Origin of the sequence: Haloarcula sp. JP-L23, assembly GCF_011602445.1 — an archaeon.
GTDB classification, from domain to species: domain Archaea; phylum Halobacteriota; class Halobacteria; order Halobacteriales; family Haloarculaceae; genus Haloarcula; species Haloarcula pellucida.
This window is the reverse complement of sequence record NZ_CP050014.1, coordinates 2974477-2997671: the sequence shown is the minus strand read 5'-3', so window position 1 is coordinate 2997671 and position 23195 is coordinate 2974477. Positions and strand designations below refer to the sequence as shown.

The 23195-nt window shown below is 66.8% G+C and carries 20 protein-coding genes; 9 read left to right on the top strand and 11 right to left on the bottom strand.

Annotated features, from left to right (window positions below; genetic code table 11):
• Positions 1–43: 43 nt before the first annotated feature.
• A complete protein-coding gene (locus tag G9465_RS15640) occupies positions 44–352 on the bottom strand; it encodes a lycopene cyclase domain-containing protein (protein ID WP_166971622.1) in 309 nt (102 codons plus the stop codon).
• 107 nt (positions 353–459) lie between these two features.
• On the opposite strand from G9465_RS15640, the gene G9465_RS15635 reads away from it, so the two are divergent.
• Positions 460–1602: a CBS domain-containing protein gene (locus G9465_RS15635; protein ID WP_166971620.1), complete on the top strand. Its 1143-nt coding sequence runs from the start codon at positions 460–462 to the stop codon at positions 1600–1602.
• 354 nt (positions 1603–1956) lie between these two features.
• Here G9465_RS15635 and G9465_RS15630 read toward each other — a convergent pair whose 3' ends face one another.
• Both G9465_RS15630 and G9465_RS15625 read right to left on the bottom strand, forming a co-directional pair.
• Positions 1957–4182, bottom strand: coding sequence for a CDC48 family AAA ATPase (locus tag G9465_RS15630; RefSeq protein ID WP_166971618.1), 2226 nt, complete (start codon positions 4180–4182; stop codon positions 1957–1959).
• A gap of 107 nt (positions 4183–4289) precedes the next feature.
• The gene (locus G9465_RS15625; RefSeq protein ID WP_166971616.1) at positions 4290–4943 is read right to left on the bottom strand and encodes an L-threonylcarbamoyladenylate synthase; all 654 of its coding nucleotides are present in this window, start codon (positions 4941–4943) and stop codon (positions 4290–4292) included.
• A 134-nt stretch (positions 4944–5077) separates the two neighbouring features.
• Between G9465_RS15625 and G9465_RS15620 the strand changes: the two genes are divergently transcribed.
• Together G9465_RS15620 and larC are read left to right on the top strand one after the other, a co-directional pair.
• Positions 5078–5494, top strand: a complete 417-nt coding sequence (locus tag G9465_RS15620; RefSeq protein WP_166971614.1) for a universal stress protein — start codon at positions 5078–5080, stop codon at positions 5492–5494.
• 45 nt (positions 5495–5539) lie between these two features.
• Positions 5540–6874: a nickel pincer cofactor biosynthesis protein LarC gene (gene larC, locus G9465_RS15615; protein ID WP_166971612.1), complete on the top strand. Its 1335-nt coding sequence runs from the start codon at positions 5540–5542 to the stop codon at positions 6872–6874.
• Here the strand turns inward: larC and G9465_RS15610 are convergent.
• Together G9465_RS15610 and G9465_RS15605 are read right to left on the bottom strand one after the other, a co-directional pair.
• Complete coding sequence (locus G9465_RS15610; protein ID WP_166971610.1) at positions 6871–7635, bottom strand: hypothetical protein; 765 nt, start codon at positions 7633–7635, stop codon at positions 6871–6873. The two genes, larC and G9465_RS15610, sit on opposite strands and share 4 nt — an antisense overlap.
• A gap of 25 nt (positions 7636–7660) precedes the next feature.
• Positions 7661–7948: a hypothetical protein gene (locus G9465_RS15605; protein WP_166971608.1), complete on the bottom strand. Its 288-nt coding sequence runs from the start codon at positions 7946–7948 to the stop codon at positions 7661–7663.
• 96 nt (positions 7949–8044) lie between these two features.
• Between G9465_RS15605 and G9465_RS15600 the strand changes: the two genes are divergently transcribed.
• Both G9465_RS15600 and radB read left to right on the top strand, forming a co-directional pair.
• Positions 8045–8869: a hypothetical protein gene (locus G9465_RS15600; RefSeq protein ID WP_166971606.1), complete on the top strand. Its 825-nt coding sequence runs from the start codon at positions 8045–8047 to the stop codon at positions 8867–8869.
• Between the two features lie 46 nt (positions 8870–8915).
• Positions 8916–9629 carry a DNA repair and recombination protein RadB gene (gene radB, locus G9465_RS15595; RefSeq protein WP_166971604.1) on the top strand — a complete coding sequence of 238 codons (714 nt, stop codon included), beginning with the start codon at positions 8916–8918 and terminating at the stop codon, positions 9627–9629.
• Positions 9630–9882: 253 nt separating this feature from the next.
• On the opposite strand, the gene phoU (G9465_RS15590) is transcribed toward radB, so the two are convergent.
• Both phoU (G9465_RS15590) and phoU (G9465_RS15585) read right to left on the bottom strand, forming a co-directional pair.
• A complete protein-coding gene (gene phoU / locus G9465_RS15590) occupies positions 9883–10563 on the bottom strand; it encodes a phosphate signaling complex protein PhoU (protein ID WP_166971602.1) in 681 nt (226 codons plus the stop codon).
• Positions 10564–10661: 98 nt separating this feature from the next.
• The gene (gene phoU, locus G9465_RS15585; RefSeq protein WP_166971600.1) at positions 10662–11330 is read right to left on the bottom strand and encodes a phosphate signaling complex protein PhoU; all 669 of its coding nucleotides are present in this window, start codon (positions 11328–11330) and stop codon (positions 10662–10664) included.
• Positions 11331–11578: 248 nt separating this feature from the next.
• Here phoU (G9465_RS15585) and G9465_RS15580 point away from each other — a divergent pair, with 248 nt between their 5' ends.
• The gene (locus tag G9465_RS15580) at positions 11579–13114 is read left to right on the top strand and encodes a TrkH family potassium uptake protein (RefSeq protein WP_166971598.1); all 1536 of its coding nucleotides are present in this window, start codon (positions 11579–11581) and stop codon (positions 13112–13114) included.
• A gap of 5 nt (positions 13115–13119) precedes the next feature.
• Here G9465_RS15580 and G9465_RS15575 read toward each other — a convergent pair whose 3' ends face one another.
• The 3 genes from G9465_RS15575 to trkA are packed head-to-tail and all read right to left on the bottom strand — an operon-like array spanning position 13120 to position 16414.
• The gene (locus G9465_RS15575) at positions 13120–13464 is read right to left on the bottom strand and encodes a hypothetical protein (RefSeq protein WP_166971596.1); all 345 of its coding nucleotides are present in this window, start codon (positions 13462–13464) and stop codon (positions 13120–13122) included.
• A gap of 44 nt (positions 13465–13508) precedes the next feature.
• Positions 13509–15080 carry a TrkH family potassium uptake protein gene (locus G9465_RS15570; protein ID WP_166971594.1) on the bottom strand — a complete coding sequence of 524 codons (1572 nt, stop codon included), beginning with the start codon at positions 15078–15080 and terminating at the stop codon, positions 13509–13511.
• Between the two features lie 2 nt (positions 15081–15082).
• Positions 15083–16414 (bottom strand): Trk system potassium transporter TrkA, encoded by a 1332-nt coding sequence (gene trkA, locus G9465_RS15565; protein ID WP_166971592.1) that lies wholly within the window; start codon positions 16412–16414, stop codon positions 15083–15085.
• A gap of 189 nt (positions 16415–16603) precedes the next feature.
• On the opposite strand from trkA, the gene G9465_RS15560 reads away from it, so the two are divergent.
• Both G9465_RS15560 and G9465_RS15555 read left to right on the top strand, forming a co-directional pair.
• Entirely contained in the window at positions 16604–17038 is a 435-nt protein-coding gene (locus G9465_RS15560; RefSeq protein WP_166971590.1) for a universal stress protein, read from the top strand.
• Entirely contained in the window at positions 17035–19284 is a 2250-nt protein-coding gene (locus G9465_RS15555; protein WP_166971588.1) for an amino acid permease, read from the top strand. Before G9465_RS15560 ends, G9465_RS15555 begins: the two co-directional genes overlap by 4 nt.
• Here G9465_RS15555 and G9465_RS15550 read toward each other — a convergent pair.
• Positions 19281–20714 carry a polysaccharide deacetylase family protein gene (locus G9465_RS15550; protein ID WP_166971586.1) on the bottom strand — a complete coding sequence of 478 codons (1434 nt, stop codon included), beginning with the start codon at positions 20712–20714 and terminating at the stop codon, positions 19281–19283. The two genes, G9465_RS15555 and G9465_RS15550, sit on opposite strands and share 4 nt — an antisense overlap.
• A 237-nt stretch (positions 20715–20951) precedes the next feature.
• Here G9465_RS15550 and G9465_RS15545 point away from each other — a divergent pair, with 237 nt between their 5' ends.
• The gene (locus G9465_RS15545) at positions 20952–23183 is read left to right on the top strand and encodes a PKD domain-containing protein (protein WP_166971584.1); all 2232 of its coding nucleotides are present in this window, start codon (positions 20952–20954) and stop codon (positions 23181–23183) included.
• Positions 23184–23195: the final 12 nt, after the last annotated feature.

Here is a 23195-nt window from a genome sequence, read left to right as displayed (position 1 = left end):
CGGTTAACAGTTGGCAACCACATATTCGGATTGTGATATGTCGTCACGACGCGTCGCGGCGACGGAGCGTCTCGTGGATGCCCAACACGAGTGCGGGAACCACGACCATGAAGACGTGTTCCTCGATTGGGATGCCCAGAAGATCGACGCCGGTTCGCAGACGGATAGCGAACACGCCCACTTCGAGCGTATACCAGTCCCAGACGTACGCGACTGGGTAGAGAACGATTATCGTCCGGCCGGCGAGACGGAGTGCGTCGGCCCGCCACAGAAGCACCAGTGCGACGGTTCCCCAGACCACCTCTGTCACCAGATACGTGTAGGGGCCAAACACACCGATGTCGGGAAGCATATGTGACGGACGGCCCGGGGTTCCTAAAGTTTGGCCCACCTCTCGTAGTACGGGAACTAAACCAACCTTGATAACCCTTCACGTAGAATCTGCGCACGTGAAGCACGATGGACATTGCTGACATCGCCACCAGAGAGTTTGTCGAGGTCGACGCCAACAAGCGCCTCGGGAAGGTCCGTTCTATCTTCGAACGGGAGAACCCGAAGGGCATCATCGTCACCGAGGACGGTGCGTACGCGGGCGTCATCACGCAGAAGCAGTTGGTTCAGTCCCACGTCGAGGACGACGCGAAGGCGGGGGCGATGACTCGCTCGGCGCCGAAAGTCGGGCGAACCGACGACGTCCGAGAGGTCGCGCGCGTCCTGGTCGAGGGCGGGACCAAGATTGCCCCGGTGTTCCAGGGCGAGGACCTCTGGGGCATCGTCACCGAGGACGACATCCTCGCGGCGGTCCTCGAAAATCTGGACGCCCTCACTATCGACCAGATATACACCGAGGACGTCATCACCATTCGAGAGGACACCAACGTCGGGCAGGTCGTCAACCTCCTGCGAAAACACGGTATCTCCCGGCTTCCCGTCCTCGACGACGCCGAGTCGCTCACGGGGATGGTCACCCGACACGACATCGTCGACGTCGTCGTCCGGGACATGAACAAAGCCACTCGGGGCGACCGCGCGGGCGAAATCGAGCGAGTCCTCGACCTGCCGGTCTACGACGTGATGAACAGCCCCGTCGAGACGGCGAACCTCGACGACTCCGTCCGTGACGCTGTCGAGCGGATGCTGGAGAACGACTTCGCCGGGTTGGCGGTGACGGCGGACGACGACGACAGCCACGTCGTCGGCATCGTCACCAAGACGGACGTGCTCCGAGCGCTGACCTACACGGAGGAAGACCACATGGACGTCCAGATCACCAACATCTCCCTGCTTGACACCATCAGCCGCGAGGACATCCGCGCCGACATCAGCGACGTCGCGGACAAGTACCAGGCGATGCAGGTCCAACACGCCCACGTCCGCTTCCACGAACACAAGGAGAAACTCCGCGGCACGCCGCTCATCCAGTGCCAGATTCGCCTGCGGACCAACAAGGGGCAGGCCGCCGGCTCCGGTGAGGGCTACGGCGCAGCGACGGCGTTCAACGTCGCACTCGACAAACTCGAACGGAACGTCCTCGAACTGAAGGGCGTGCAGGCCGACGAGGAGTACCGCGGCCAGCTCCTCCGGAAACTCGGCGAACTGTAGCGGCCCTCGCCAGTCCGCCTTCTTCGTAGCCGACGGCTCGATAGCGACCGTCCCCGCCGTGTCACTCACGGCTGAAGCCGTCGCTGGCATCTCTCTGCTGTACCGGCGACCGACACGGTTGGGCGACCGCGAGTCCCTGTCGCTGTCAGCGCGTCCCGCTGGTGAGCGAGTGCTGTTGCTCGTGAGAGTTAGAGAGACGGTTTAGGACAGACAGCGGTAACCGCACGTGGAATCCACGCGGGTTGAAAGGTAGCCGTCCGACCGTGCCGTCTACCTCTACCTCTCTCGGTACAGCGTAAAACCCCTCCGGTACGCCGGTCGACTGGTACTCGTCCGGAAATAAAAACGAGGTCGCTACTGGAAGCCGATGCGGCCGCCGCTGCCGGCCTGTCGCTGCGGGCTGGACCCGCCTTTGAATTCCTCTTGCATCTGCTCGTAGTACTCGCGGATGTCGTCGGTAATCGTCGGTCTGACGCTGTCCATGGCCTGCCGGAAGTGGCGCATCTCCACCTCGTCGGCGTCGTCGGCCTCGCGCAGGGCCTCGATGGCGGCCTCGCGGGCGATGGACTCGAGGTCGGAGCCGACGAACCCGTCGGAACGTTCGGCGAGTTCACGCAGGCTGACGTCGGGGGCCAGCGGCGTGTCGTCGGTGTGAATCTTCAGTATCTGCTCGCGGCCCTCGACGTCGGGTTCGCCGATCATGACGAGGCGGTCGAAGCGACCCGAGCGGATGAGCGCCGGGTCGATCATGTCCGGGCGATTGGTCGCGCCGATGACCATCACGTCCTCCATCTCCTCCAGCCCGTCGAGTTCGGTCAGGAGCTGGTTGACGACGCGCTCTGAGACGTTCGACCCCATGTCGCCGCCCCGTCCCGGCGCGAGCGAGTCGAGTTCGTCGAAGAAGATGACCGTCGGGGCCACCTGTCGGGCCTTCCGGAACGTCTGGCGGATGGCCTTCTCCGATTCACCGACCCACTTGCTGAGCAGTTGCGGACCGCGGACGCTGATGAAGTTGGCGTCGGTCTCGTTGGCGACGGCCTTCGCCATCAGCGTCTTCCCGGTGCCGGGTGGGCCGTACAGCAACACGCCCGAGGGCGGGGTGACGCCCATGCGCTCGAACTTCTCGGGTGAGTTCATCGGCCACTCGACGGCCTCCTGTACCTGCTCTTTGGCGGATTCGAGGCCGCCGACGCTGTCCCAGGAGACTTTGGGCAATTCGACGAGGACCTCCCGCATCGCGCTGGGACTGACCTCGTTGAGCGCCCCTTTGAAGTCCTCGCGCTTGATTATCATCCGGTCGATGAGGCTCGGCGGGATGTCCTCCTCGTCTAAGTCGATCTCGGGGAGGTACCGGCGCAGGGCCTTCATCGCGGCCTCTTTGGTCAGGCTCTCGATGTCGGCGCCGACGAAGCCGTGGGTGTCGGTCGCCATCTTCGCGAGGTTGACGTCGTCAGAGAGGGGCATCCCGCGGGTGTGAATCTGGAGAATCTCCTCGCGGCCCACCTCGTCGGGGACGCCGATTTCGATTTCGCGGTCGAAGCGGCCCGGGCGGCGGAGCGCCGGGTCGACGCTGTCGACGCGGTTGGTGGCAGCGATGACGATGACCTGCCCCCGGGATTCGAGGCCGTCCATCATCGTCAGCAACTGGGCGACGACCCGGCGCTCGACCTCGCCGGTGACGTCCTCGCGTTTGGGCGCGATAGAGTCCAGTTCGTCGATAAAGATGATAGCGGGCGACTCTTCGCTGGCGTCCTCGAATATCTCCCTGAGTTGCTGTTCGGACTCGCCGTAGTACTTCGAGATGATCTCCGGCCCGGCGATAGAGAAGAAACTGGCGGAGGTCTCGTTGGCGACGGCTTTCGCGAGCAGGGTCTTCCCCGTGCCCGGTGGCCCGTGGAGCAGGACCCCCTGCGGTGGCTCGATGCCGAGTTTCTTGAATATCTGGGGGTGTTTCATCGGCAGTTCGACCATCTCGCGGACCCGCTGAATCTCGTTCTGGAGGCCACCGATGTCCTCGTAGGTGATGCCGCCGCCGGTCTTCTCGAAGCCCGAGATGGGTTCCTCGCGGAGTTCGACCTCGGTGTCCTCGGTGATGAGACAGACGCCTTCGGGTTCCGTCTCGACGGCGATGAGCGGGATGGCTTGCCCCGGCGAGCGCATGAACGGGTGGTTCGTCGAGGACATCACCGGGACGATGTCGCGTTCGACGACCGGCCGCTTCAGAATCTGGCGCTTGACCATGCCGGCGGCGTCGGACCCGAACTGCACGGACGCCTCCTCGGGCGGTGCGAGCACCAGTTTGTCGGCCTTCTCGGCCTCGGCCTTGCGGATGGTCACGCGCTCGCCGATGCCCACGTCAGCGTTCTGCCGCGTGAACCCGTCGATGCGCACCGTGTCGGTGTTCCAGTCCTGCCGGTCGGCACGCCACACCTTCGCGGCCGTCGTGTCGCTACCCTCGATTTCGATGATGTCTCCGGGCGAGAGCTTGAGATGCAGCAACGTGTCGGGGTCGAGGCGGGCGATGCCGCGTCCCGAGTCGTTCGGGTACGCCTTCGCCACTTCCAGTTGCACTTCGTTCATAGTAGAGTCGAGCTAGAGAGAACTCGGGTAGCACGAGAGATATGCTTTATGCTACCGGCGGGCAGGACGCGACAGCGACGGGTTTATATGTGAACTGCTACCATGCGTCAGTCGACGCGCAACGGCGCGGCGTTCTCGACGCGTTCGACCGTCACGTCGCCCTGCCGGAGGACCGTCGCTTCGGCGGCGTCCCCGGCCGCGAGCGAGAGGATGGTCGACGCGCGCGTGGTGTCGTCCGGTTCGCCGCCGAGGACGTAGTCCGCCCCGTCACCGACGTGGGCGACGGCCGTCTCGACGTCGACCAGTTCGTCGTCCGGAACGGTCCCGGACCGGTTGGCCGAGGTCATTGCGACGGGACCGCCCACTGCGTCGGCGAACGACCGCCACACCGGGTTCGACAGGCATCCGACGCTGACGGTGCCGTTCATACGGAGACGCTCGTGGAGCGAATCGTCGGCTATCTCGAGGACGAGGTTCAGCGGTCCCGGCCAGAACGCGTCGACGAGTGCGTCGACGACGGCGGGGTCATCGTGGCGACCGAACCGCCGCCAGTCGCCGGGGTCACGGACGAACAGCGTCAGCGGCTTGTGAGCCGGCCGGTCTTTGAGTTCGTAGACGCGCTCGATAGCGGCGTCGTGGTCCGGCGCGACGGTCAGCGCCATGTTCGTATCGCTCGGCGCGACGACGACGCCGCCGTTGCGGACACAGTCGGCCGCGGTCGCGACGTTCTCTGATGACGGTTCGAGAACCGACACAGCCATAGCTTCCGTTGCTTTCGGTGTGAAAAAAGAGCTGCGGTCGCGCGACCGACGTCGAGATTCCCGCAGTCGGCAGATACGCCGCACCGACTGCCGCCACCGCCGCGTTTGATAAGGCTGGGCGCGATAGCGCCGGTATGGTATTTCTCGTTCCCTTCGACGGATCGTCGCTCGCCGAGGCCGCACTCGACCGTGCGGTCACGTACGCCGCCGCGATGGACGTCGACGTCGTCGCCGTCAGTCTCGTCCCGACCGGGTCGGACTACGCCCAGCGTCGTCTCCGCGTCGATCCACACGAGGACTTCGCCGCCGAGACGGCCGCCGCCGACCTCCGACGGAAGATAGAGGAAGCGACCGACGACGCCGAACTCAACTACGAGGACGTCAGCGCGTACTCGGCGAACAGTCTCTCGGAGACGGTCCGGCAGGTGGCCCGTGACGTCGACGCGACAGTCGTCTTCCTCGGGAGCGCCGACACTGAGGACGTCGTCGTTCCCATCGCGGAACTGAACGAGGAGGACGCCTACGACGTACACATCGTCCGGCGCTCGTGAGACCGTTGTAGTAGGCTTTTATCCGACGGGTACGAGGGTCCGACCATGCGAACACTCGCCTTCGACGGTCGGATGGGCGCCGCCGGCGACATGATGCTCGGTGCGCTGATCGCCGCTGGTGCCGACCGGTCCGTCCTAGACCCCGTCGAAGACGCGCTCGCCGTCGACTACGCCGTCTCGACGGTCGACCGCAACGGCATCAGTGCCACGCGCGTCGAGGTACTGCTGGCCGAGGCGGACGACGACGGGCACTCCGACGGTCACGACTCGCATCACAGCGATGACGACTCACACGACAGCTCTGACGAACATAGCCACGGCGACCACTCGCACGAGCACGGTCACTCACACGAGCACGACGGCCACACGCACGCCGAAGGCCACGGTCCCACCCGAAGCTACGCCCAAGTCGTCGACGTCGTCGAGGCGATGGACCTCCCGGCGGCCGTCGAGACGGACGCGCTCGCCATCGTCGAGATTCTCGGCGCGGCCGAGGCGTCGGTCCACGGCACCGACCTCGACGACACGCACTTCCACGAGGTCGGGGCCGACGACGCCATCGCGGACGTCGTCGGCGCGGCGCTGCTGCTGGACGACCTCGACGTCGACCGCGTGGTGACGACGCCGCTGGCGACCGGTGGCGGGACCGTCGAGATGAGTCACGGCACCTACCCGGTTCCGACGCCGGCCGTCGTCGAAATCGCCGAACGGGCCGACTGGTCGCTGCAGGGCGGCCCGGTCGACGCCGAACTCCTCACCCCGACCGGCGCGGCCATCCTCGCCCACGTCGCCGAGGGCGTGGACCGACTGCCGACGCTGACCGTCGACAGTGCGGGATACGGCGCGGGTGGCTGGACGTTCGAGGACCGACCGAACGTCCTCCGGGCGCTGGTCGGGCAAAGCGAAGGCCCGCTCCGTCGGGACGACATCACCGTGCTGGAGACGAATCTCGACGACGCGCCGCCCGAACTACTCGGCGATCTCCAGCGTTCCCTTGCGGCCGTGGGCGCACGCGACGTCTCTGTGCTACCGGCGACGATGAAGAAGTCCCGACCGGGCCACCTCGTGAAGGTCGTCTGCAAGCCGGAAGACGCCGACCGGGTCGCCCGCCGACTCGCAGAGGAGACCGGGACACTCGGGGTGCGAGAACACGGCGCGGGCCACCGCTGGGTCGCAGACCGGTCCTTCGAGACGGCGACGCTGACCGTCGACGGCGAGGCGTACGAGGTGACGGTGAAAGTCGCGAGCGACAGCCACGGCGAGGTGTACGACGTGAGTGCGGAGTTCGACGACGCGGCGGCCGTCGCCGACGCCACGGACCGGCCGGTCCGCGAGATACTCCGGCGAGCAGAACAGCGGGTCCAGCAGGCCGAGGACTAGCGCTCTGTCGGGTCCGGTCCGTCGCGGTCGTCGTCGCCCCGGTGTTCGGCCAGCGCGTCCTCGATAGTGAGGTCGCCGTCCGCGACCCGGCGGGCGAGTTCGGCGTCGATCGCGCGGTTGGTGTCGCTCGCCTCGCGCGAGCGGTCCTTGATGCGCTGGAGTTCCCCGGGCGTCGGTTCGACGTCGCGACTGACGATTTCTTCACCCTCCAGCCGAGCGATGTTGACCGCCGCGAGGACGTCGCCCATCCCGCGGACGCCGCTACCCAGATACGGCGTCGTCCCCGTCTCGTCGACCAGTTCGACGGTCACGTCCTCGATGTCGTCGATGACGCGCGACCCGACCAACCGCGCGCCGTCGCCGATGCGGACGAGGGGATTCACGGCGTCCTCGACCTCTCGGCGGACCACCTCGGCGGCGTCCGCGGCCGGCACCTGAAAGGCGGCGACGACCATCTCGCCGTGCAACACCGCGATGCCGGGCCTTTCGCCGGGGTCGATGCCCACGACGGTCCGTCCCGTCTCCCCACGGAGCGTCGCGATAGCGGCCTCGACGGCCCGTCGCGGTCGGTCGGGGTCGGCCTGCACCACGTCCACGTCCTCCGGGACGTCGATGGCTTCGCCGGCGGCGACGATGGCGAGAGTCGTGTCTTCAGGCCAGTCGTCGTCGGGTTCGATTGTCGTGAACGTCACGCCGCGGTCCCGTAGCTCCGTGACCACGCCGTGGTACACCTCGAAGTCACCCGTCGCGACGACTATCACGCACCGGACTTGGGTGGGTATCCACTTACGATTGCTGGGTCGTCGTCTCGACGGGGCCGGTGGTGTCCGGTCGTGCTTCGAGGGCCACCTTTCGGAGGATCGCCACGACGCCGACGAGGTCCGCGACCGTGAACACCGCGTTCAGTACGCCTGCCAGCACCCGCGGGCCGAGGCCGTAGACCAGAGGGCGTATCGGTCCCGGCCCGACGTCCGCGTCGAGGAGGACGGCCCCGAGGAGGACGAGGCCGTACAGTCGGAGAAACGTCGACCCTGTCGCGTACGATAGCAGGCTTCGCAGTTCGCTGGAGAGCATATCTACCGGCTTCGATTAGTCCTCGAAACAATGTCGGCCGGCAACCACGGCCGTCGAGTGTCAATCGTTTTCAATCCCGTCTGCGAAGCGCCACCAATGTCGCCCTCCACAGACAGCGACGCACCTCGGCGAGACGCCGACCCGCTGTTCGGCGTCGTCGCCGGGGCGTACCTCGCGCTCCTCTGCGTCCCGCCCGTCCTTCTCGTGGTCACCCGTCTGGTCACCGGGTCGCCCGGCACGCTGTACGGGACGGCCCTCGTCACGTTCGCCGCGGTGACCGGTGCGGGATGGTTGGGTATCGCCCGCTGGGACGGCCTCGCCGTCCGACTCGGCCGGACCGCCGTCCGATGGCTCCCGGCGGTGGTTCCTGTCGGCTACGCGCTCGGCGGGTTCGCCTCGCTCGGACAGACCGGCGTCGTCGGCGTCCTCGCCTTCTTCTTCGGCCTAGTGGCGATGCTGTTCGGCTTCGCGCTGGGCGTGATGGCTCGGACGCGGTACGCCGACGCAGTCACGGCCGACGCGACGACGGACTGTGATTTCACCGCTGGATGGCCCGAACGGGCACGCCGGCGACTGCTCGTGGTCGCCGGGTCGCTGGTCACCGTCACCGCCGTCGGCTTCGTCGCCGGTCTACTCACGGACCGCTTCTGGCTCCAACTCACCTCGCAGGCGCTGTTCCCGGTCGGTCTCGTCCTCGTCACCGGCAGTGAAGAGCGAACGTACACCGTCTCCGAGGCCGGTCTCGAACACCGCCTTCCCGTGGCGCGCCGCCTGTTCCCGTGGTCGACTTTCGACGGCTACACCAGAACCGAGGACGCGCTCGTCCTCCACCGTTCGTGGCGCGTCGACACCAGAATCGCACTCGCGGACCTGGCGGACCCCGACGCCGTCGACGCCGCGTTCGCTCGTTATCTCGGCTGAACCGCAGGTGCGAGCGTTTTTATCCGGACACGTCTAACCCGTTGCCGTGAGCGACCACGTCTCGACCGGCTGTGACCCGCTTGACGAGTTGTTGGGAGGGGGACTGGAGCGCGGGGCCGTCACGCAGGTCTACGGGCCGCCGGCGGCCGGCAAGACGAACCTCGCCCTCTCGGCGGCGCTCGACGTCGCCGCGGGGGGCGACGCCGCCCTCTACATCGACACGGAGGGCCTCTCGCCCGACCGGATGGAGCAGATAGCCCGCGGCCGCGCCGGGCCGAACCAGACGGTCGACGACCTCGCGGGCCGCCTCATCGTCTCGGAGGTGTTCGACTACGACGAGCAGACCGAGGCCGTCCAGGACGCTGCGGAGTTCGCGGCCGAAATAGAACTCGTCGTGCTGGACAGCGCGACGGGTTTCTATCGACTCCGACGCGACGACGACGACGGCGGCGAGACGCTTCGCGACGTGGCCCGACAGATAACCCACCTCCTCTCGCTGGCCCGCAAACACGACCTCGCGGTCCTCTTTACGAATCAGGTGTTCACCGACCCGGACAGCGACCGGTCGACGGCGCTGGGCGGCCACACGCTGAACCACTGGTCGGGCGCCATCCTCAGACTCGACCGCTTTCGCGGGGGCAACCGACGGGCGACGCTGGAGAAACACCGCGCGAAGCCCGCCGGCGACACCGTCCAGTTCAGCATCACCGACGACGGACTCGTCGGCGACGACGGTCAGCAACCGCCGCGGCGAGACTGAGTTTCGGTATGCGGTGGACGCGTCCTCGCGCTGTGAACCGCGAGGGACGAGAGACGAGTAGCACAACGCGGTCGGTTGGGGAGTGTGGCTGTCGACGTTGCTGTGCGGGAGCGCATACCGCTCGCCGCTGGCGAGTGATTTCACCGGAACGCGCCGAAGGCGCGTCTTCCGGCCTTTTCAGCGAAGGGTTTTGCACGCGGGGGTGCCCGCAGGGTCGGAGGCCCGAGGACACCCCCGCGTGCAAAAAGGACTCTCAGTAGATGAGGTCGTCGTCGTTCTCGACCATGTACAGCGTCCGGGCGGCGATGTTGACGGCGTGGTCGCCGACCCGCTCGATGTCCCGAATCGTCAGCAGCAGGCGCGAAACGTCGGCCATCAGTTGCTCTATCTCCGCGTCGCTGGAGTCGGCGTCTATCTCGCGCTCGATGAGGTCACGGACGACCGCCTCGGAGGCCGTCTCACAGCGGCTGTCGACCTCGTCGTCGGTCTCGGCGATAGTGTAACAGAGGTCCGGGTCCTCGCGGTCGTAGGCGTCCATCGCGTTCTCGATCATCTCGATGACGACTTCGGCGACGTCCTGAATGTCGACTTCCGGAAAGACGTCGCGTTCGGCCTCCAGCGAGTACTCGCCGAGATTGGTCGCGAGGTCACCGATGCGTTCGAGGTCGGTGATGATCTTGAACGACGCGGCGATAAAGCGGAGGTCCGATGCGACGGGTTGCTGGAGCGCCAGCAGGTCGATACAGTCTTGTTCGAGGTCGAGATACAGTTGATTGACCTCGTCGTCGCCGTCGATGACCTGCCAGGCCATCTCTTCGTCTTTCTGTTCGAGGGCACTCAGCCCCAGTCGCAACCGATCGAGGACGACTTCGGACATATAGAGGACGTCCTCGCGGAGCGATTCGAGAAGCTCCTGATACGATTCGCGTGGCATGGTCGGGACTCCCCCGGCCGGGCGTATCAGCCTTTCCCTTCTCCCAATATACACCGCTCTCGGTCCCTCTCACCGTAGCCGAGAACGTCGCTCCGCGGTCAGTAGATGAGGGCGTCGCTGCTCTCGACCATGTACAGCGTGCGGGCGGCGACGTTGACGGCGTGGTCGCCGACGCGTTCGAGGTCACGTACCGTCAGGAGATACCGCTTCGTATCGGCCAACAGTGCCTCTGTGTCGTCTTCGGCGGGCGAGTGGTTCACCAGCGTCCGGACCAGGTCGTCGGTGGCGGCGCCACAGCGCTGGTCTACGTCGGTGTCGGCGGCGGCCACCTCACGACACCGGTCGGCGTCGGCGTCCTCGTAGGCGGCCATCGCGCCGTCGAGTTGGGCCAGCGCCATGTCGGCGATGTCGGCGATGGGGACGTTCGGGATGGTCTCTGACTCCATCGCGTCGACGTACCCGCCGAGGTTAGCCGCGAGGTCGGCGACTCGCTCGATGTCGGTGAGTATCTTGAACGACGCGACGACGACGCGGAGGTCCGAGGCGACCGGTTGGTAGAGCGCCAGCAGGTCGATGCACTCCCGTTCGAGCGAGAGATATCGCTCGTTGATAGCGTCGTCGGTCGTCGCCACGGCCCGCCCCATTTCGTGGTCACGCCACTCGTAGGCGGTCGTGGCCCTGTCGAGTCGGTCGACGACGTCGGTGCCGAGGGCGTAGACGTCGGCCCGGAGGCCAGCGAGTCTGTCCGCGAAGGCGTCGCGGGGCATCTATCTATCTATCTATACCTGTAGCGTGGGTGTCGGTTTAGCGTGTCGGTGGTGGGGGTCGGCTTCGACTGGGGGTTCGTACCGCTGCCGACTCTGGCGGCTTTAATAGGCTACCGGCGTCAGCACACGGTGATACGGATGACCGGTGATACGGACGTCGACGCACCGCTGGGCCGACGCGTGGGGTCGGCGCGACGGCGTCGCACGGGTACGAGGAGTTCGCGCGCGGGCGTGAGCGGAGCCGACAGATGAACACCGTCGTCGACTGGCGCAAGAGCGTCGCGCTCACCGGGACTGTCGTGAAGTTCCTCTCGGTGGCGATGCTCGTGCCCCTCGTCGTCGCGCTCGTCTACGGCGAGGACGCGGGCGTCTTCGGCGTCTCCATCGTCGGCACCGTCCTCCTCGGACTGGCCGTCGAGCGACTGGACCCGGGGACCGAACTCCGCGAACGCGAGGCGCTGTTGTTCGTCGCACTCACGTGGTTCGTCGTCGCCGTCGTCGGGGCGGTGCCGTACGTGCTGGCGGGGATGGGCACCGAGTCGACGCTCGCGAATCCGGTGAACGCCCTGTTCGAGTCCATGTCCGGCTTCTCGACGACGGGAGCGACGGTGATGGGCCAAATCGGTGTCGGCCACCACTCACACGCCATCATGATGTGGCGGCAGGTGACCCAGTGGCTGGGCGGGATGGGTATCATCGTCCTGATGGTCGCCATCCTTCCCGAACTGGCGGTCAACGGCGCCCAACTCATCAGCGAGGAGGCACCCGGGCCGACGCTGGAGAAACTCACGCCACGCATCAGCGAAACGGCCCGAATCCTCTGGCAGGCGTACTTCGCGTTCACCGTCCTGCTGGCAGTCCTCCTCTACGGCCTCCATCTGGCCGGCTACGCGCCGAACATGGACCTGTACAACTCGGTCGCGCACGCGTTCTCGACGCTCCCCACCGGTGGCTTCTCGACGAAGCCGGCGAGCATCGCCGCGTTCTCGGCGGCGGTGCAGTGGGTCGTCATCCCGTTCATGGTCGTCGCCGGCACCAACTTCGCGCTGTTCTGGTACCTGTTCGACGGCGAGGTACGCACCGTCTTCGAGGACACCGAGTTCCGCGCGTACGCCGGTGCGACGGCCGTCTTCACCGCCGTCCTCTTCGGCCTCCTGTTCTCGGGCGCGGCCCCGGCGCTCGCAAACGGTGGCACCACAGAGGGCGCGTTCGCCAACGCCCTGCGGCAGGCGGCGTTTCAGGTCGGGTCGCTGATGAACTCGACCGGGTACGCTACCAGCGACTTCGCTCAGTGGGAAGTCCACAGCCAACTCGTCCTGCTACTCGTGATGTTCGTGGGTGGCTCTGCCGGGTCCACGGGCGGGGGCATCAAGGTGGTCCGCTGGCTCATCGTCCTGAAGACGCTCCGTCGGGAACTGTTCCACGCGAGCCACCCCGACGCGGTCCGGCCGGTCAGACTCGGCGACGTCGTCGTCGACGAGGAGGCGATTCGGGGCGTCGTCGGGTTCACGCTCCTCTATCTGCTGGTGTTCGGCTTTGCGGCGGTGTTCATCGCGCTGGACGCCACTCGCGTCGGCATCGCGCTCACGCCGATGGAGGCAGTCGGTGCGAGTCTGGCTGCCATCGGCAACATCGGACCGGCCTTCGGCCGACTGGGGCCGTTCGGGTCGTACCTGATGTTGCCCGACACGACGAAAGTAGTGATGATTCTCCTGATGTGGGCCGGGCGACTCGAAATCATCACGGTACTGGTCGTGTTCACGCGGTCGTTCTGGCAGCGCTGATCCGCTCAGACCAGGTCGCCGGGGACGCACTCTTCGTTCTCGGCGAGGAGGCAGATCATGGGTCGTACCTGTTCGAACTCCGGTCCTCGCGAGACGACGCCGGCGTCACGGTCCCACTCTATGAGACCTGCTTGTGCCAGTTTCGGGAGGTGGGTGTGATACAGTTCGATGGTCACTGTCGAGTCCGTCGTCGTTCCACTGGTGGCTATCGCAGGTGGTTGGCCGTGACGGGCTCCCCGCATCAATATCGCATCAGGGACCTCGATGCGCTCCGAATCACAGAGGGTGACGAGTATCTGTCGCCGGTAATCCGCGGCTAACAGTTCGAAGACCGACGATGCCCCGAGCACAACGTCATAGTTAAACTACATTCCTAATAAGTATTGTCTAGGAATCAGGAACGCCAGTAGGCCCGAGTCAGGAGGACGAACACGGGGAGAATCTCTAGGCGACCGGCCCACATCAGGAATATCATGTACGCCTTACTGGTCCACGCGAAGTCCGTGTACCCGTTCATCGGGCCGACGGCACCGAACCCGGGACCGACGTTGCCGAGCGTCGCGGCGACGGCGGACATCACTTCGAGGACGGACAGCGAGTAGCCGACCCGGGCGCAGTCGAAGAAGACGACTGCGACGCTGACGAAGAAGAGGACCAGATACAGCAGCGTGAAGGCGTAGATGCCACGGACCGCGCGCTCGTCGATTACGCGACCGCCCAACCGGACCGGCGAGACGGCCTCGGGGTGAATCGTCGTGAATAGCTCCCGGCGGAGCGACTTCAGGATGACGAGCCAGCGGACCATCTTGACCGCCCCGCCCGTCGACCCGGCGGACCCGCCGACGAACATCCCGAACAGGAGGAGGTACTTGGCGGCGTCACTCCACGTGTTGAAGTCCATCGAGGCGTACCCCGTCGTCGTGACGATGGAGATGGTCTGAAACGTCGCGTGCCGGAGCGAGCGCTCCGCGCTCCCGCCGATGGGGAGGACCTGCTCCGGAATCGATGCGAGGCCCGGACCGAGACCAGCGAACAGCAGGCCCGCGATGACGGCCGATAGCGTGGCCATCACGCCCGCGTAGAACCTGAACTCGCTGTCCTCGCGGAACACGTCGAGGTTCCCCTGCGTGGCCCGCCAGATGAGCGCGAAGTTGGTACCGGCGACGACCATGAACGGGATGACGACCCACTGCACCGCCGCAGAGAACGCCTCGATGGACCGAGCGGCCGGCGAGAACCCGCCGGTCGGCATCGTCGTCAGCGGGTGGGCGACGGCGTTGTACAGCCCCATCTTCGGGGCGAACCCGGCTAGATGGAGGCCGTAGAGGAGCACGAACTCGAGGACGGTGAACCCGATGTACGCCAGCCACAGCGCTCGCGCCGTCTCGGCGATACGGGGCGTGAGCTTTTCGATGCCGGGACCGGGCGCCTCGGCGTCCATCAACTGCGCGCCTCCGACGGAGAGTTCCGGGAGGATGGCGACAGCGAGGACGACGATACCCATGCCGCCCAGCCACTGGGTCAACTGCCGCCAGAGCAACAGCGCGTGCGAGTGCCGTTCGAACCCGATACTGCCCATGACTGTCGCCCCCGTCGTCGTGAAGCCGGACATGGACTCGAACAGGGCGTTCACCGGATTCGCGAGCGTCGACTCGGTGCCCATCCCCGCCAGCACGTACGGCACCGCCCCGACGACGGTCACGGCGAGCCACGTCAGCGACACCATCAGGAACGCCTCGCGAGCCCCGAGGTCGGGGTCGGTATCGAGACGTTCGAGAGCGATGCCCGCGAAAACCGTCAGCACGATAGTGATACCGAAGACCCCGACGTCCTCGCCGTAGTACAGCGCCAGCAGCATCGGTGCGAGCATCGCCACCGAGAGGTACTTCACGACGCTCCCGACCAGCGAGACCGCCGCTCGCCAGTCGACGCGGAGGGAGCGGGACTGCGCTGTCGCCCCGAGCATGGTCAGAGGACGGTGCTGGCGGCTTCGAGTGACTCGGCGTCGACGAACAGGACGACGTGGTCGCCCTGCTGGATGACAGTGTCACCGCGCGGGATGACGAGTTCGCCGTCTCTGGTGATGGCGCCGATGACGACGCCCTCGGGGAGGTCGTCGACGGACTCTCGGATGGGGCGGTCCGCGAGGACGCTCTCTGGTCCTACTTCTATCTCCAGCACTTCGGCGCGGTCGGACTCGATGATGGCGACGTTCTCGGCCTGATGCTCGCGGGTGAACCGCGTTATCTCCTCTGCGGTCGCCTCGCGCGGGTTGACCGCTACGTCGACGCCGACCGCCTCGAACAGCGGGACGTACGCCCCGGAGTCGACGACGGCGACGGCACGGTTCGCTCCGAGGCGCTTCGCCAGCAAACTCGCAAGCAGGTTCTTCTCGTCGTTGTCCAGCGCCGCGACGACGATGTCTACGTCCGCGACGTGTTCGCGCTCGAGGAACTCCCGGTCGGTCGCGTCGCTCTCTAAGACCGTGGTCCCCTCCAGTTCCTCCGCGAGTTCGCGGGCGCGCTCGTGGTTCTGTTCGACGAGTCGGGGTTTCAGGCCGCGGTCCTGTAGTAATCGGGCGGTGTGGTATCCGACGTCGCTCCCACCGACGACGAGGATGTTCCGGGCGCCGTCGACGTCGGGGGCTATCTCGTGGGCGAAGGTGTGGACGCTCTCCTGACTGCCGATGACGATGACGTCGTCGCCGGGTTCGAGTACGGTCTCTCCTCGCGGGATGACGACGTCGTCGCCCCGGAGGATGGCCGCGAACGTGAGCGACTCGTAGCGGTCGGCCTCCTGGACCGTCTGGTTGGCGACGGGGCTCGTCTCGGCTATCTCGAACTCGGCCATCTGGACGAGGCCGTCGGCGAACGTCTCCACGTCCTGTGCGGCAGGCAGTCCGACGACTCGCGTAATCGCCTCTGCGGTCAGCAGGTTCGTCGCGACCATGTGGTCGACGCCGAAGGCGCGCTCCGATTGCTCCCACGTCCGGAGGAACTTCGCGCTCTTGACCCGGGAGATGGTGAACGTGTCCGTCACAGTCATGGCGGTGCCACAGGTGACGATGTTCGTCTCGTCGTCGTCCGTGCTGGCGATGAGGATGTCGGCCCGTTCGATGTTCGCGTCCGCCAGCGTCTCGAGGTCTGCGCCGTCCCCCTCGACGCCCAGTACGTCGACGTCGTAGACGAGTTCCTCGACCCGGTCGCCGTCGATGTCGACGACTGCGACGTCGTGCGTGTCGGCCAGACTCTCGGCGATGGCCGACCCGACCTCACCGGCGCCGACGATTACGACGTACATCTGCGACCCTCCGCGTCGTGCATACCCGACCCGTTCAGCCGGCCGCGTGAAGTGTATTTCTATCTCTCGAACTGCCGGCAGACGTGAGGGTTAAGGGTTGTGCGAGACTGGGAAGGGATATGCATTGGCCAGCCACGGTTACGTCGTCAGACCGCCGACAGCACGGGGGAGCCACGGGGGGACGGTTCCATGGCTGACCTGCTCGAGCGGGTCGTCGTCCCCGTCGCGAGCGAGAACGACGCCGAGACGTCCGCTCGCGCGCTCGCCCGACAGTCCTACGGCGAGGCCGTCTTCGTCCACGTCGTCGAGAAGGCCGGCGGCGCGCCGGACAAGGCAGGGGTCGAACAGCGAGAGCTAGAGGCCGAGGAGATGTTCGAGGCGGTGCGGGCCGTCCTCGGCGATGTCGAGACGGACATCTACTACGGAACCGACGTCGTCGAGACGATATTCGACGCCGCCGAGGACGTCGACGCCTCCGCCGTCGTCGTCGTCCCGCGCGGCGGGAACCGACTCGTCCAGATGGTGACGGGCGACGTCGCACTGCGGCTGGTGACGGGGAACGACCGACCGGTCGTCGTCCTCCCGGCCGACGAAGACGGCGAGGACAGCGAGGACGCGACATGAGCGACGAGGAACTCGCGAAGGACCTCGGTCCACTGGCCGCGCTGACCATCGGCGTCGGGACGATGATCGGAGCGGGCATCTTCGTCCTCCCCGGCGACGCCATCATCAAGGCCGGGTCGATGGCCTCCGTCGCGTTCGTGCTGGGTGGCGTCATCGCGATGTTTACGGCGTTGTCGGCCAGCGAACTCGGAACTGCGATGCCGAAGTCGGGCGGGGCGTACTACTACGTCAACCACGCGCTCGGGCCGCTCTTTGGCTCGGTCGCCGGGTGGGCCAACTGGCTGGGACTGGCCTTCGCGAGCGCGTTCTACATGGTCGGGTTCGGCCGCTACATCGCCCGTATCTTCGGCCTCTCCGGTACCGTCGGCGTCGGCCCGGTGTCGATGTCCGCCGTCAAACTTGTGGCGCTGGCCGGCGCGGCGCTGTTCGTCTTCATCAACTACGTCGGCGCCAAGGAGACGGGGCGCCTGCAGAACGCCATCGTCGTCCTGCTGGTGGCCATCCTCGCCGTGTTCACGTTGCTCGGCACGCTTCGGGCCGCCCCCGAGAACCTCCCGGAGGCCCGGAGCGTCGTGACGACGCTGGAGACGACGGGCCTCATCTTCGTCTCCTACCTCGGCTTCGTCCAGATTACGAGCGTCGCCGAGGAGATTCAGCAACCCGGGAAGAACCTGCCGCGGGCCGTCATCGGCAGCGTCGTCCTCGTGACGGTCATCTACGCGCTGGTGCTGGTCATCATGAGCGCGGCCGTCCCGCAGGGGTTCATCGCGGGGCTCTACGAGAACCTCGCACCCGGCGAGACGGCCCCCATCGCCGTCGTCGAGGTGGGCCAGTACCTGCAGGGGGCCGCCATGGGCGGCGCGCTCCTGTTCGGTGGCTTGCTCGCCACCGCCTCCTCGGCGAACGCCTCCATCCTCGCGTCCTCGCGCATCAACTTCGCGATGGGCCGTGACCGCATCGTCACGCCGGCACTCAACGAGATTCATCCCCGGTTCGGCACACCTTACCGGGCTATCGGCATCACGGGCGGCCTCATCCTGCTGTTCATCGTCGTCGGCGACATCACGTTGCTCTCCGGGGCTGCCTCGGGCCTCCACCTCATCATCTACGGCCTGCTCAACGGCGCGCTCCTCGTGATGCGCTACGTCAACCCAAAGGAGTACACCCCCGACTTCACCGTCCCGTTGTTCCCGCTGCTCCCGATTCTCGGCGGCCTGCTCTCGTTCGCCCTGCTGGCGTTCGTCGCCTCGGACGCGCTGTTGCTCTCGTTCGGTATCGCTGGCGCGGCGATACTGTGGTACGTCCTGTACGCCCGCACCCGTACCGAGAAACAGGGCATCCTCTCGGAGCACATCCTCTCACGCTCGGAGGAACTGCCTGGCGCGGCCGTCAGCGCCGCCGCCGGCGTCCAACCGGACGGCGGCCAGTACCGCGTGATGGTGCCGCTGGCCAACCCCGAACACGAGAAGGACCTCATCACGCTGGCGAGCGCGCTGGCCAAACAGCGCGGCGGCACCGTCGTCGCCACACACATCGTCACCGTCCCCGACCAGACGGCGCTGGCCGGTGCCGCCGAGCAGGCCAACGAGATAGACGAGACTTCCGAGCGGCTCTTAGACCGCGCCCGCGAGGACGCCGAGACGTTCGGTGTCCACGTCGAGACCCACACCATCATCTCGCACAAGTCCTTCGAGGCCATCTTCGACGCGGCCCGGACCCACACGGCGAACCTCGTCGTGATGGGGTGGGGGCCCGACGCACACGGGTCGCCCGGCCGCGCCGAGTCCGCGATGGACGAACTCACCGAGGCGGTCCCCTGTGACTTCCTCGTCCTGCGTGACCGCGGGTTCGACCCCTCGCGCATCCTCCTCCCGACCGCCGGGGGCCCGGACTCGGACCTCTCGGCGTCGGTCGCACAGATGCTCCAGGCCGAGTACGACTCGGACGTGACGGTGCTCAACGTCACCGACGACGACCCGGAGGACGCCGAGGCGTTCCTCGAAGAGTGGACGGCCGACCACGGCCTCGCCGACGCCGAGATACGCGTAGAGGAGGGCGACGTCGAGTCGGCCATCGCGGCGGCCGCCGAGGACGCCACGCTGTTGCTCGTCGGGGCGACCGAGGAGGGCCTGTTACGCCGCCTCGTCTCCGGGTCGGTGGTCATGGACCTCGTCGACGACGTGGACTGTTCCGTGTTGATGGCGGAGAAACACCGCGAGCGCGGCCTGCTGGAACGGCTGTTCTAACGACCGTTCTCCCACATTTCGAGTATCTCGTCTAACGTCTCGTCGTCCATCTTCTTGCCGTTCGTCCGGGGGACGTAGGCGTCCTGCTCGTTCCAGTGGACGGCCCGCTGGACGTCGGCGAGTTCGATGTCGCCGTCGCGGGCGACGACCCGGGGGACCGACAGCGGTTCGATTTCGGTCACCGGCGGGTCGAGCAACTCCGTCAGCATCGTCGAGGGTTTGATGACGTCGAGCCCTCGTTCGGCGATGCCGTTCATCGTCTCCCGGAAGGCCGACTCAGATATCCAGCCGCCCGCCCCGACCTGATGGTAGGCCAGTACGACCGTCTGCCCGTACTTCTCGGCGAGGTCCAACGTCGTCTCGACCCGGTCGCGGTTCTCGCCGAACACGCGACCCACGGTGAGCGGCCCGGTCAACCGGGCGCCGTGTGGCATACTGCCGTCGGTGAACGCCAGATAGTGGTGGTCGCTGACGATGTTGCGGATTCGCGGCGAGTTGCCGCTCCACGGGTACGTGAATATCGCCGACCCGACCTCGAATCCGCGGTCGAGGAGCCACTGCTTGGCGTCGGCGACCTGTCGCCTCGCTTCGTCGTTCGAGAGTTCCGGGAGGTCTCGGTGGTCGACGGTGTGGCTCCCGATTTCCCAGCCAGCGGCCCGCATCTCGCGCATCTCTGACTCGCCGAGGTAGTCGTCTCTGTCGACTCGCCCCGTGTTGACACACGTCACTGCGGGGAACCCGAACGACTCCAGAACCGGGAGCGCACGCGTATACTGTGTGATGCCACCGTCGTCGAACGCGAGGACGACACGGCCGCCGTCGACCCGCGGCGTCGTCCCGAGGTCGTCCAGCCAGACGAGCATCGGGTCGTCGGAGTCCCGGTTGAAGCGAATCCGTATCTCCTCGACCGAGGAGAGGTCCGGGTCGCCGGACTCGTCGGTCACCCCGAGGTCGATGCGGAACCACCCGTAGGTCGGCGAGATGGTCCGGCGGTTCATCTCGACGTAGTCGCCGTCCTCGTCTTCCACCTCGACGACGAGTTGCTCCGTGTCCGGGTCCCCGAGACGGAGCGAGAGAGAGAGGTCGCGGTCCGAGAGGTCCAACTCGTCGAACTCCCTGCTGATGGCGAGCGCGTCCGCGTCGCTGTTCGCGGGCGTCGAGAGCCTCGCGGACTGTGACCCGCGGTACACTTCGTTCGTGTCCGCGCTCAGCGACCCCTCGTCCTCGCTCCACTCGTCTAAGTCCTCGAAGTCGTCGAGGCGTTCGTCGGGATCGGCATAGCGGCTCGTACTCTCGAAGTCGGTCGTGAGCAACGGGTGGCGCTGCTGGGCGCGTGCCCGCCCGAGGGCGCGACCACCGGTCGTGAGCGCGAGGGCGGCAGCCCCGTGCTTTAGTACTGCTCGGCGAGAAACCGGCGGGATGTCGGTCATTCGAATCCGACTAGTGGCGAGGCAGCTATTGTTATAGCGAGCTTTGTTGGCCGCCCGATAATACAAGGTGTATACAACGGAAACGGGAAAGCGGGCCTTACCGACACAACGCGGCCATAACAAACCACTGGGGGGCCCCGACTACGGACATCGATGGTTCCGTCCCGCCTTGCAGCCGCTTTCACCGTGTCGACGCGCTACCGCTCTGTGAGCTTTGGCCGGGAGGTGTGATGTAGAATGTCACGACGACACGTCGTCGCGGCCTGTCTAGCGCTCCTCGCCGTCGTCGCCGTTCCGACGGCGGTCGCTGCACCCGACGACGCGGTCGTCGTGGCGCAGTCACTCGGCACCGACAGCGTCGCACCGGGTGGGTCGGTGGACGTCACTGTGACCGTCGAGGTAACGGACGCCGACGCGCCCGGAATCGACGTCTCGGTGCCGGCGAACTGGACCGTCACGGTCGAGGACGACGGCGATAGTGCCGCGAGTTACGACGACCGGGCGTGGGTCTGGCGTGGCGGAGACGAACACACCGTCGTGTTGACGCTCGGGGTCCCAGAGACTGCCGAGCGGGGCGCATACGACCTCGTCGCGACCGGGTCGGGAATCTATCAGGACACCGGCGAACGTGTCACCGACCGAACGGTCGACGAGGTCGACGTGAGCGGGGAGTTGCCCTTGACGGCCGACGCGGGCGAGAACCGGACGGTCACGCCGGGGACCAGCGTCGAACTCGACGGGAGCGAGTCCGTCGACCCCGTCGGTGACGGACTTACGTACCGCTGGACGCAGGTGAGTGGGCCGACCGCCACGCTGGCGGCCAACGAGACGGCGACGCCGACGTTCGAGGCACCCGACGTGACCGACGCGGCGACGCTCGCCTTCGAGTTGACCGTCACCGACGCGAACGGGACCACGGACACCGACAGGGTCGCCGTGACCGTCGAGCGACCGAACCGACCGCCGACTGCGAGGGCCGGTGGGGACCGCTCAGTCACGCCGGAGACGACCGTCGAACTCGACGCGACCGGGTCTTCTGACCCCGACGGCGACGAACTCGGGTACGCGTGGGCGCAGGTCGAGGGGCCATCCGTCGACCTCGACGACGCCGAGACGGCGACGCCAGAGTTCGAATCGCCCGACGTGAACGATCCACAGCGACTGGTCTTCGAGGTCGCCGTCACGGACGGCGAGCGAACGAGTACAGATACGGTCGTCGTCACCGCGGCCGAGACCCCGCCTCCCGTCGCTACTGTCGGCGAGAACCAGTCGGTGACCGAAGGGGACACCGTGACCCTCGACGGCCGGGCCTCGGAGGCCGCCGGAAACGCGTCGTACGCGTGGACACAGGTCGAGGGGCCATCCGTCGACCTCGACGACGCGTCCGGTCCCGCTCCCTCGTTCGACGTCCCGGCGGTGAACGGCCAGACGACGATGGTGTTCCGACTCACCGTCACCGATCGGTTGGGACGAGAAGCCACGGACTCCACGACGGTGATGGTCCGACCCCGGTCCGGCGGTGGTGATTCGGGCGGTGGCGGCGGTGGCGGCGGTGGCGGCGGTGGCGGCGGTCCGGTCGCGTCCGAACCGAGCGGACCGATTATCGCAATCGACCGGCCGGACGGTCGGAGCGCCATCGTCAACGTCGTCGCACCGTCTGCCGACGGCCCCGTCGGCGTTACGCCCGACGTCGCCGACGGCGTGCTGACCTACGACCGACTCAGCCTCTCTCCGAGTGCGACGCCCGCTATCCTCCGCGTAGCCGGGCCGAACAATACGACGCGGGACGTCACTGGGGTCAGGCCGGTCGGCACGCTGGCGACCGACACGGCCGCGAACGCCACGGTGACGACGACGTTCAGCGTCGCCGGTGCTCACCTCGCGGACGTCGACCCCGACGCAGTGACAGCCTACCGCGTCGACGACGGGTCGGTGACCGCGCTGAACACGACGTTCGTCGACACCGCTGGCGGGCGGCACGTCTACAACGTCACGACCGCGGCACCGTTCGAACTCACGGTCGGCGTGCCGGTCCCCGCGCTCTCGGTGACGGACGTGCGCTCCAACGTCTCCGAGACGACGGTCGGTGACCCGGTCGAAGTCACAGTCACCGTGACCAACGAGGGCCGACGGGCGGGCACCGAGACGGTCAGTCTCGCCGGGGCCGGCACGCCGACGAACCGGACTGTCTCGGTGCCGGCCGGCGACACCGCGACGACGACGTTCGTCCGCCGCTTCGACTCGGCCGGTGTCCACACGGTCCGCGTCGGTGAGGCGAACACGACGGTCAGCGTCGTCGCGGCATCGACGCCGTCGGACGGTGGGTCCGACGCGCCGTCGTCGGGCACCGAGACGGACGCCGAGAGTGGCACGACCGAACGGACGACCGGGCTGGCGGGGCCCGGATTCGGTGTCGCGATTACGCTCGTGGCTGTCCTCGTCGCCGCTCTGCTGGCCCGTCGCCGCTGACCCCCTCCCCAA

Bases quoted from the DNA above. Each gene is read 5' to 3' on its own strand.
- G9465_RS15640 (WP_166971622.1), bottom strand. From the start codon at position 352: ATGCTTCCCGACATCGGTGTGTTTGGCCCCTACACGTATCTGGTGACA.
- G9465_RS15635 (WP_166971620.1), top strand. From the start codon at position 460: ATGGACATTGCTGACATCGCCACCAGAGAGTTTGTCGAGGTCGACGCC.
- G9465_RS15630 (WP_166971618.1), bottom strand. From the start codon at position 4,182: ATGAACGAAGTGCAACTGGAAGTGGCGAAGGCGTACCCGAACGACTCG.
- G9465_RS15625 (WP_166971616.1), bottom strand. From the start codon at position 4,943: ATGGCTGTGTCGGTTCTCGAACCGTCATCAGAGAACGTCGCGACCGCG.
- G9465_RS15620 (WP_166971614.1), top strand. From the start codon at position 5,078: ATGGTATTTCTCGTTCCCTTCGACGGATCGTCGCTCGCCGAGGCCGCA.
- larC (WP_166971612.1), top strand. From the start codon at position 5,540: ATGCGAACACTCGCCTTCGACGGTCGGATGGGCGCCGCCGGCGACATG.
- G9465_RS15605 (WP_166971608.1), bottom strand. From the start codon at position 7,948: ATGCTCTCCAGCGAACTGCGAAGCCTGCTATCGTACGCGACAGGGTCG.
- G9465_RS15600 (WP_166971606.1), top strand. From the start codon at position 8,045: ATGTCGCCCTCCACAGACAGCGACGCACCTCGGCGAGACGCCGACCCG.
- phoU (WP_166971602.1), bottom strand. From the start codon at position 10,563: ATGCCACGCGAATCGTATCAGGAGCTTCTCGAATCGCTCCGCGAGGAC.
- phoU (WP_166971600.1), bottom strand. From the start codon at position 11,330: ATGCCCCGCGACGCCTTCGCGGACAGACTCGCTGGCCTCCGGGCCGAC.
- G9465_RS15580 (WP_166971598.1), top strand. From the start codon at position 11,579: ATGAACACCGTCGTCGACTGGCGCAAGAGCGTCGCGCTCACCGGGACT.
- G9465_RS15570 (WP_166971594.1), bottom strand. From the start codon at position 15,080: ATGCTCGGGGCGACAGCGCAGTCCCGCTCCCTCCGCGTCGACTGGCGA.
- trkA (WP_166971592.1), bottom strand. From the start codon at position 16,414: ATGTACGTCGTAATCGTCGGCGCCGGTGAGGTCGGGTCGGCCATCGCC.
- G9465_RS15560 (WP_166971590.1), top strand. From the start codon at position 16,604: ATGGCTGACCTGCTCGAGCGGGTCGTCGTCCCCGTCGCGAGCGAGAAC.
- G9465_RS15555 (WP_166971588.1), top strand. From the start codon at position 17,035: ATGAGCGACGAGGAACTCGCGAAGGACCTCGGTCCACTGGCCGCGCTG.
- G9465_RS15550 (WP_166971586.1), bottom strand. From the start codon at position 20,714: ATGACCGACATCCCGCCGGTTTCTCGCCGAGCAGTACTAAAGCACGGG.
- G9465_RS15545 (WP_166971584.1), top strand. From the start codon at position 20,952: ATGTCACGACGACACGTCGTCGCGGCCTGTCTAGCGCTCCTCGCCGTC.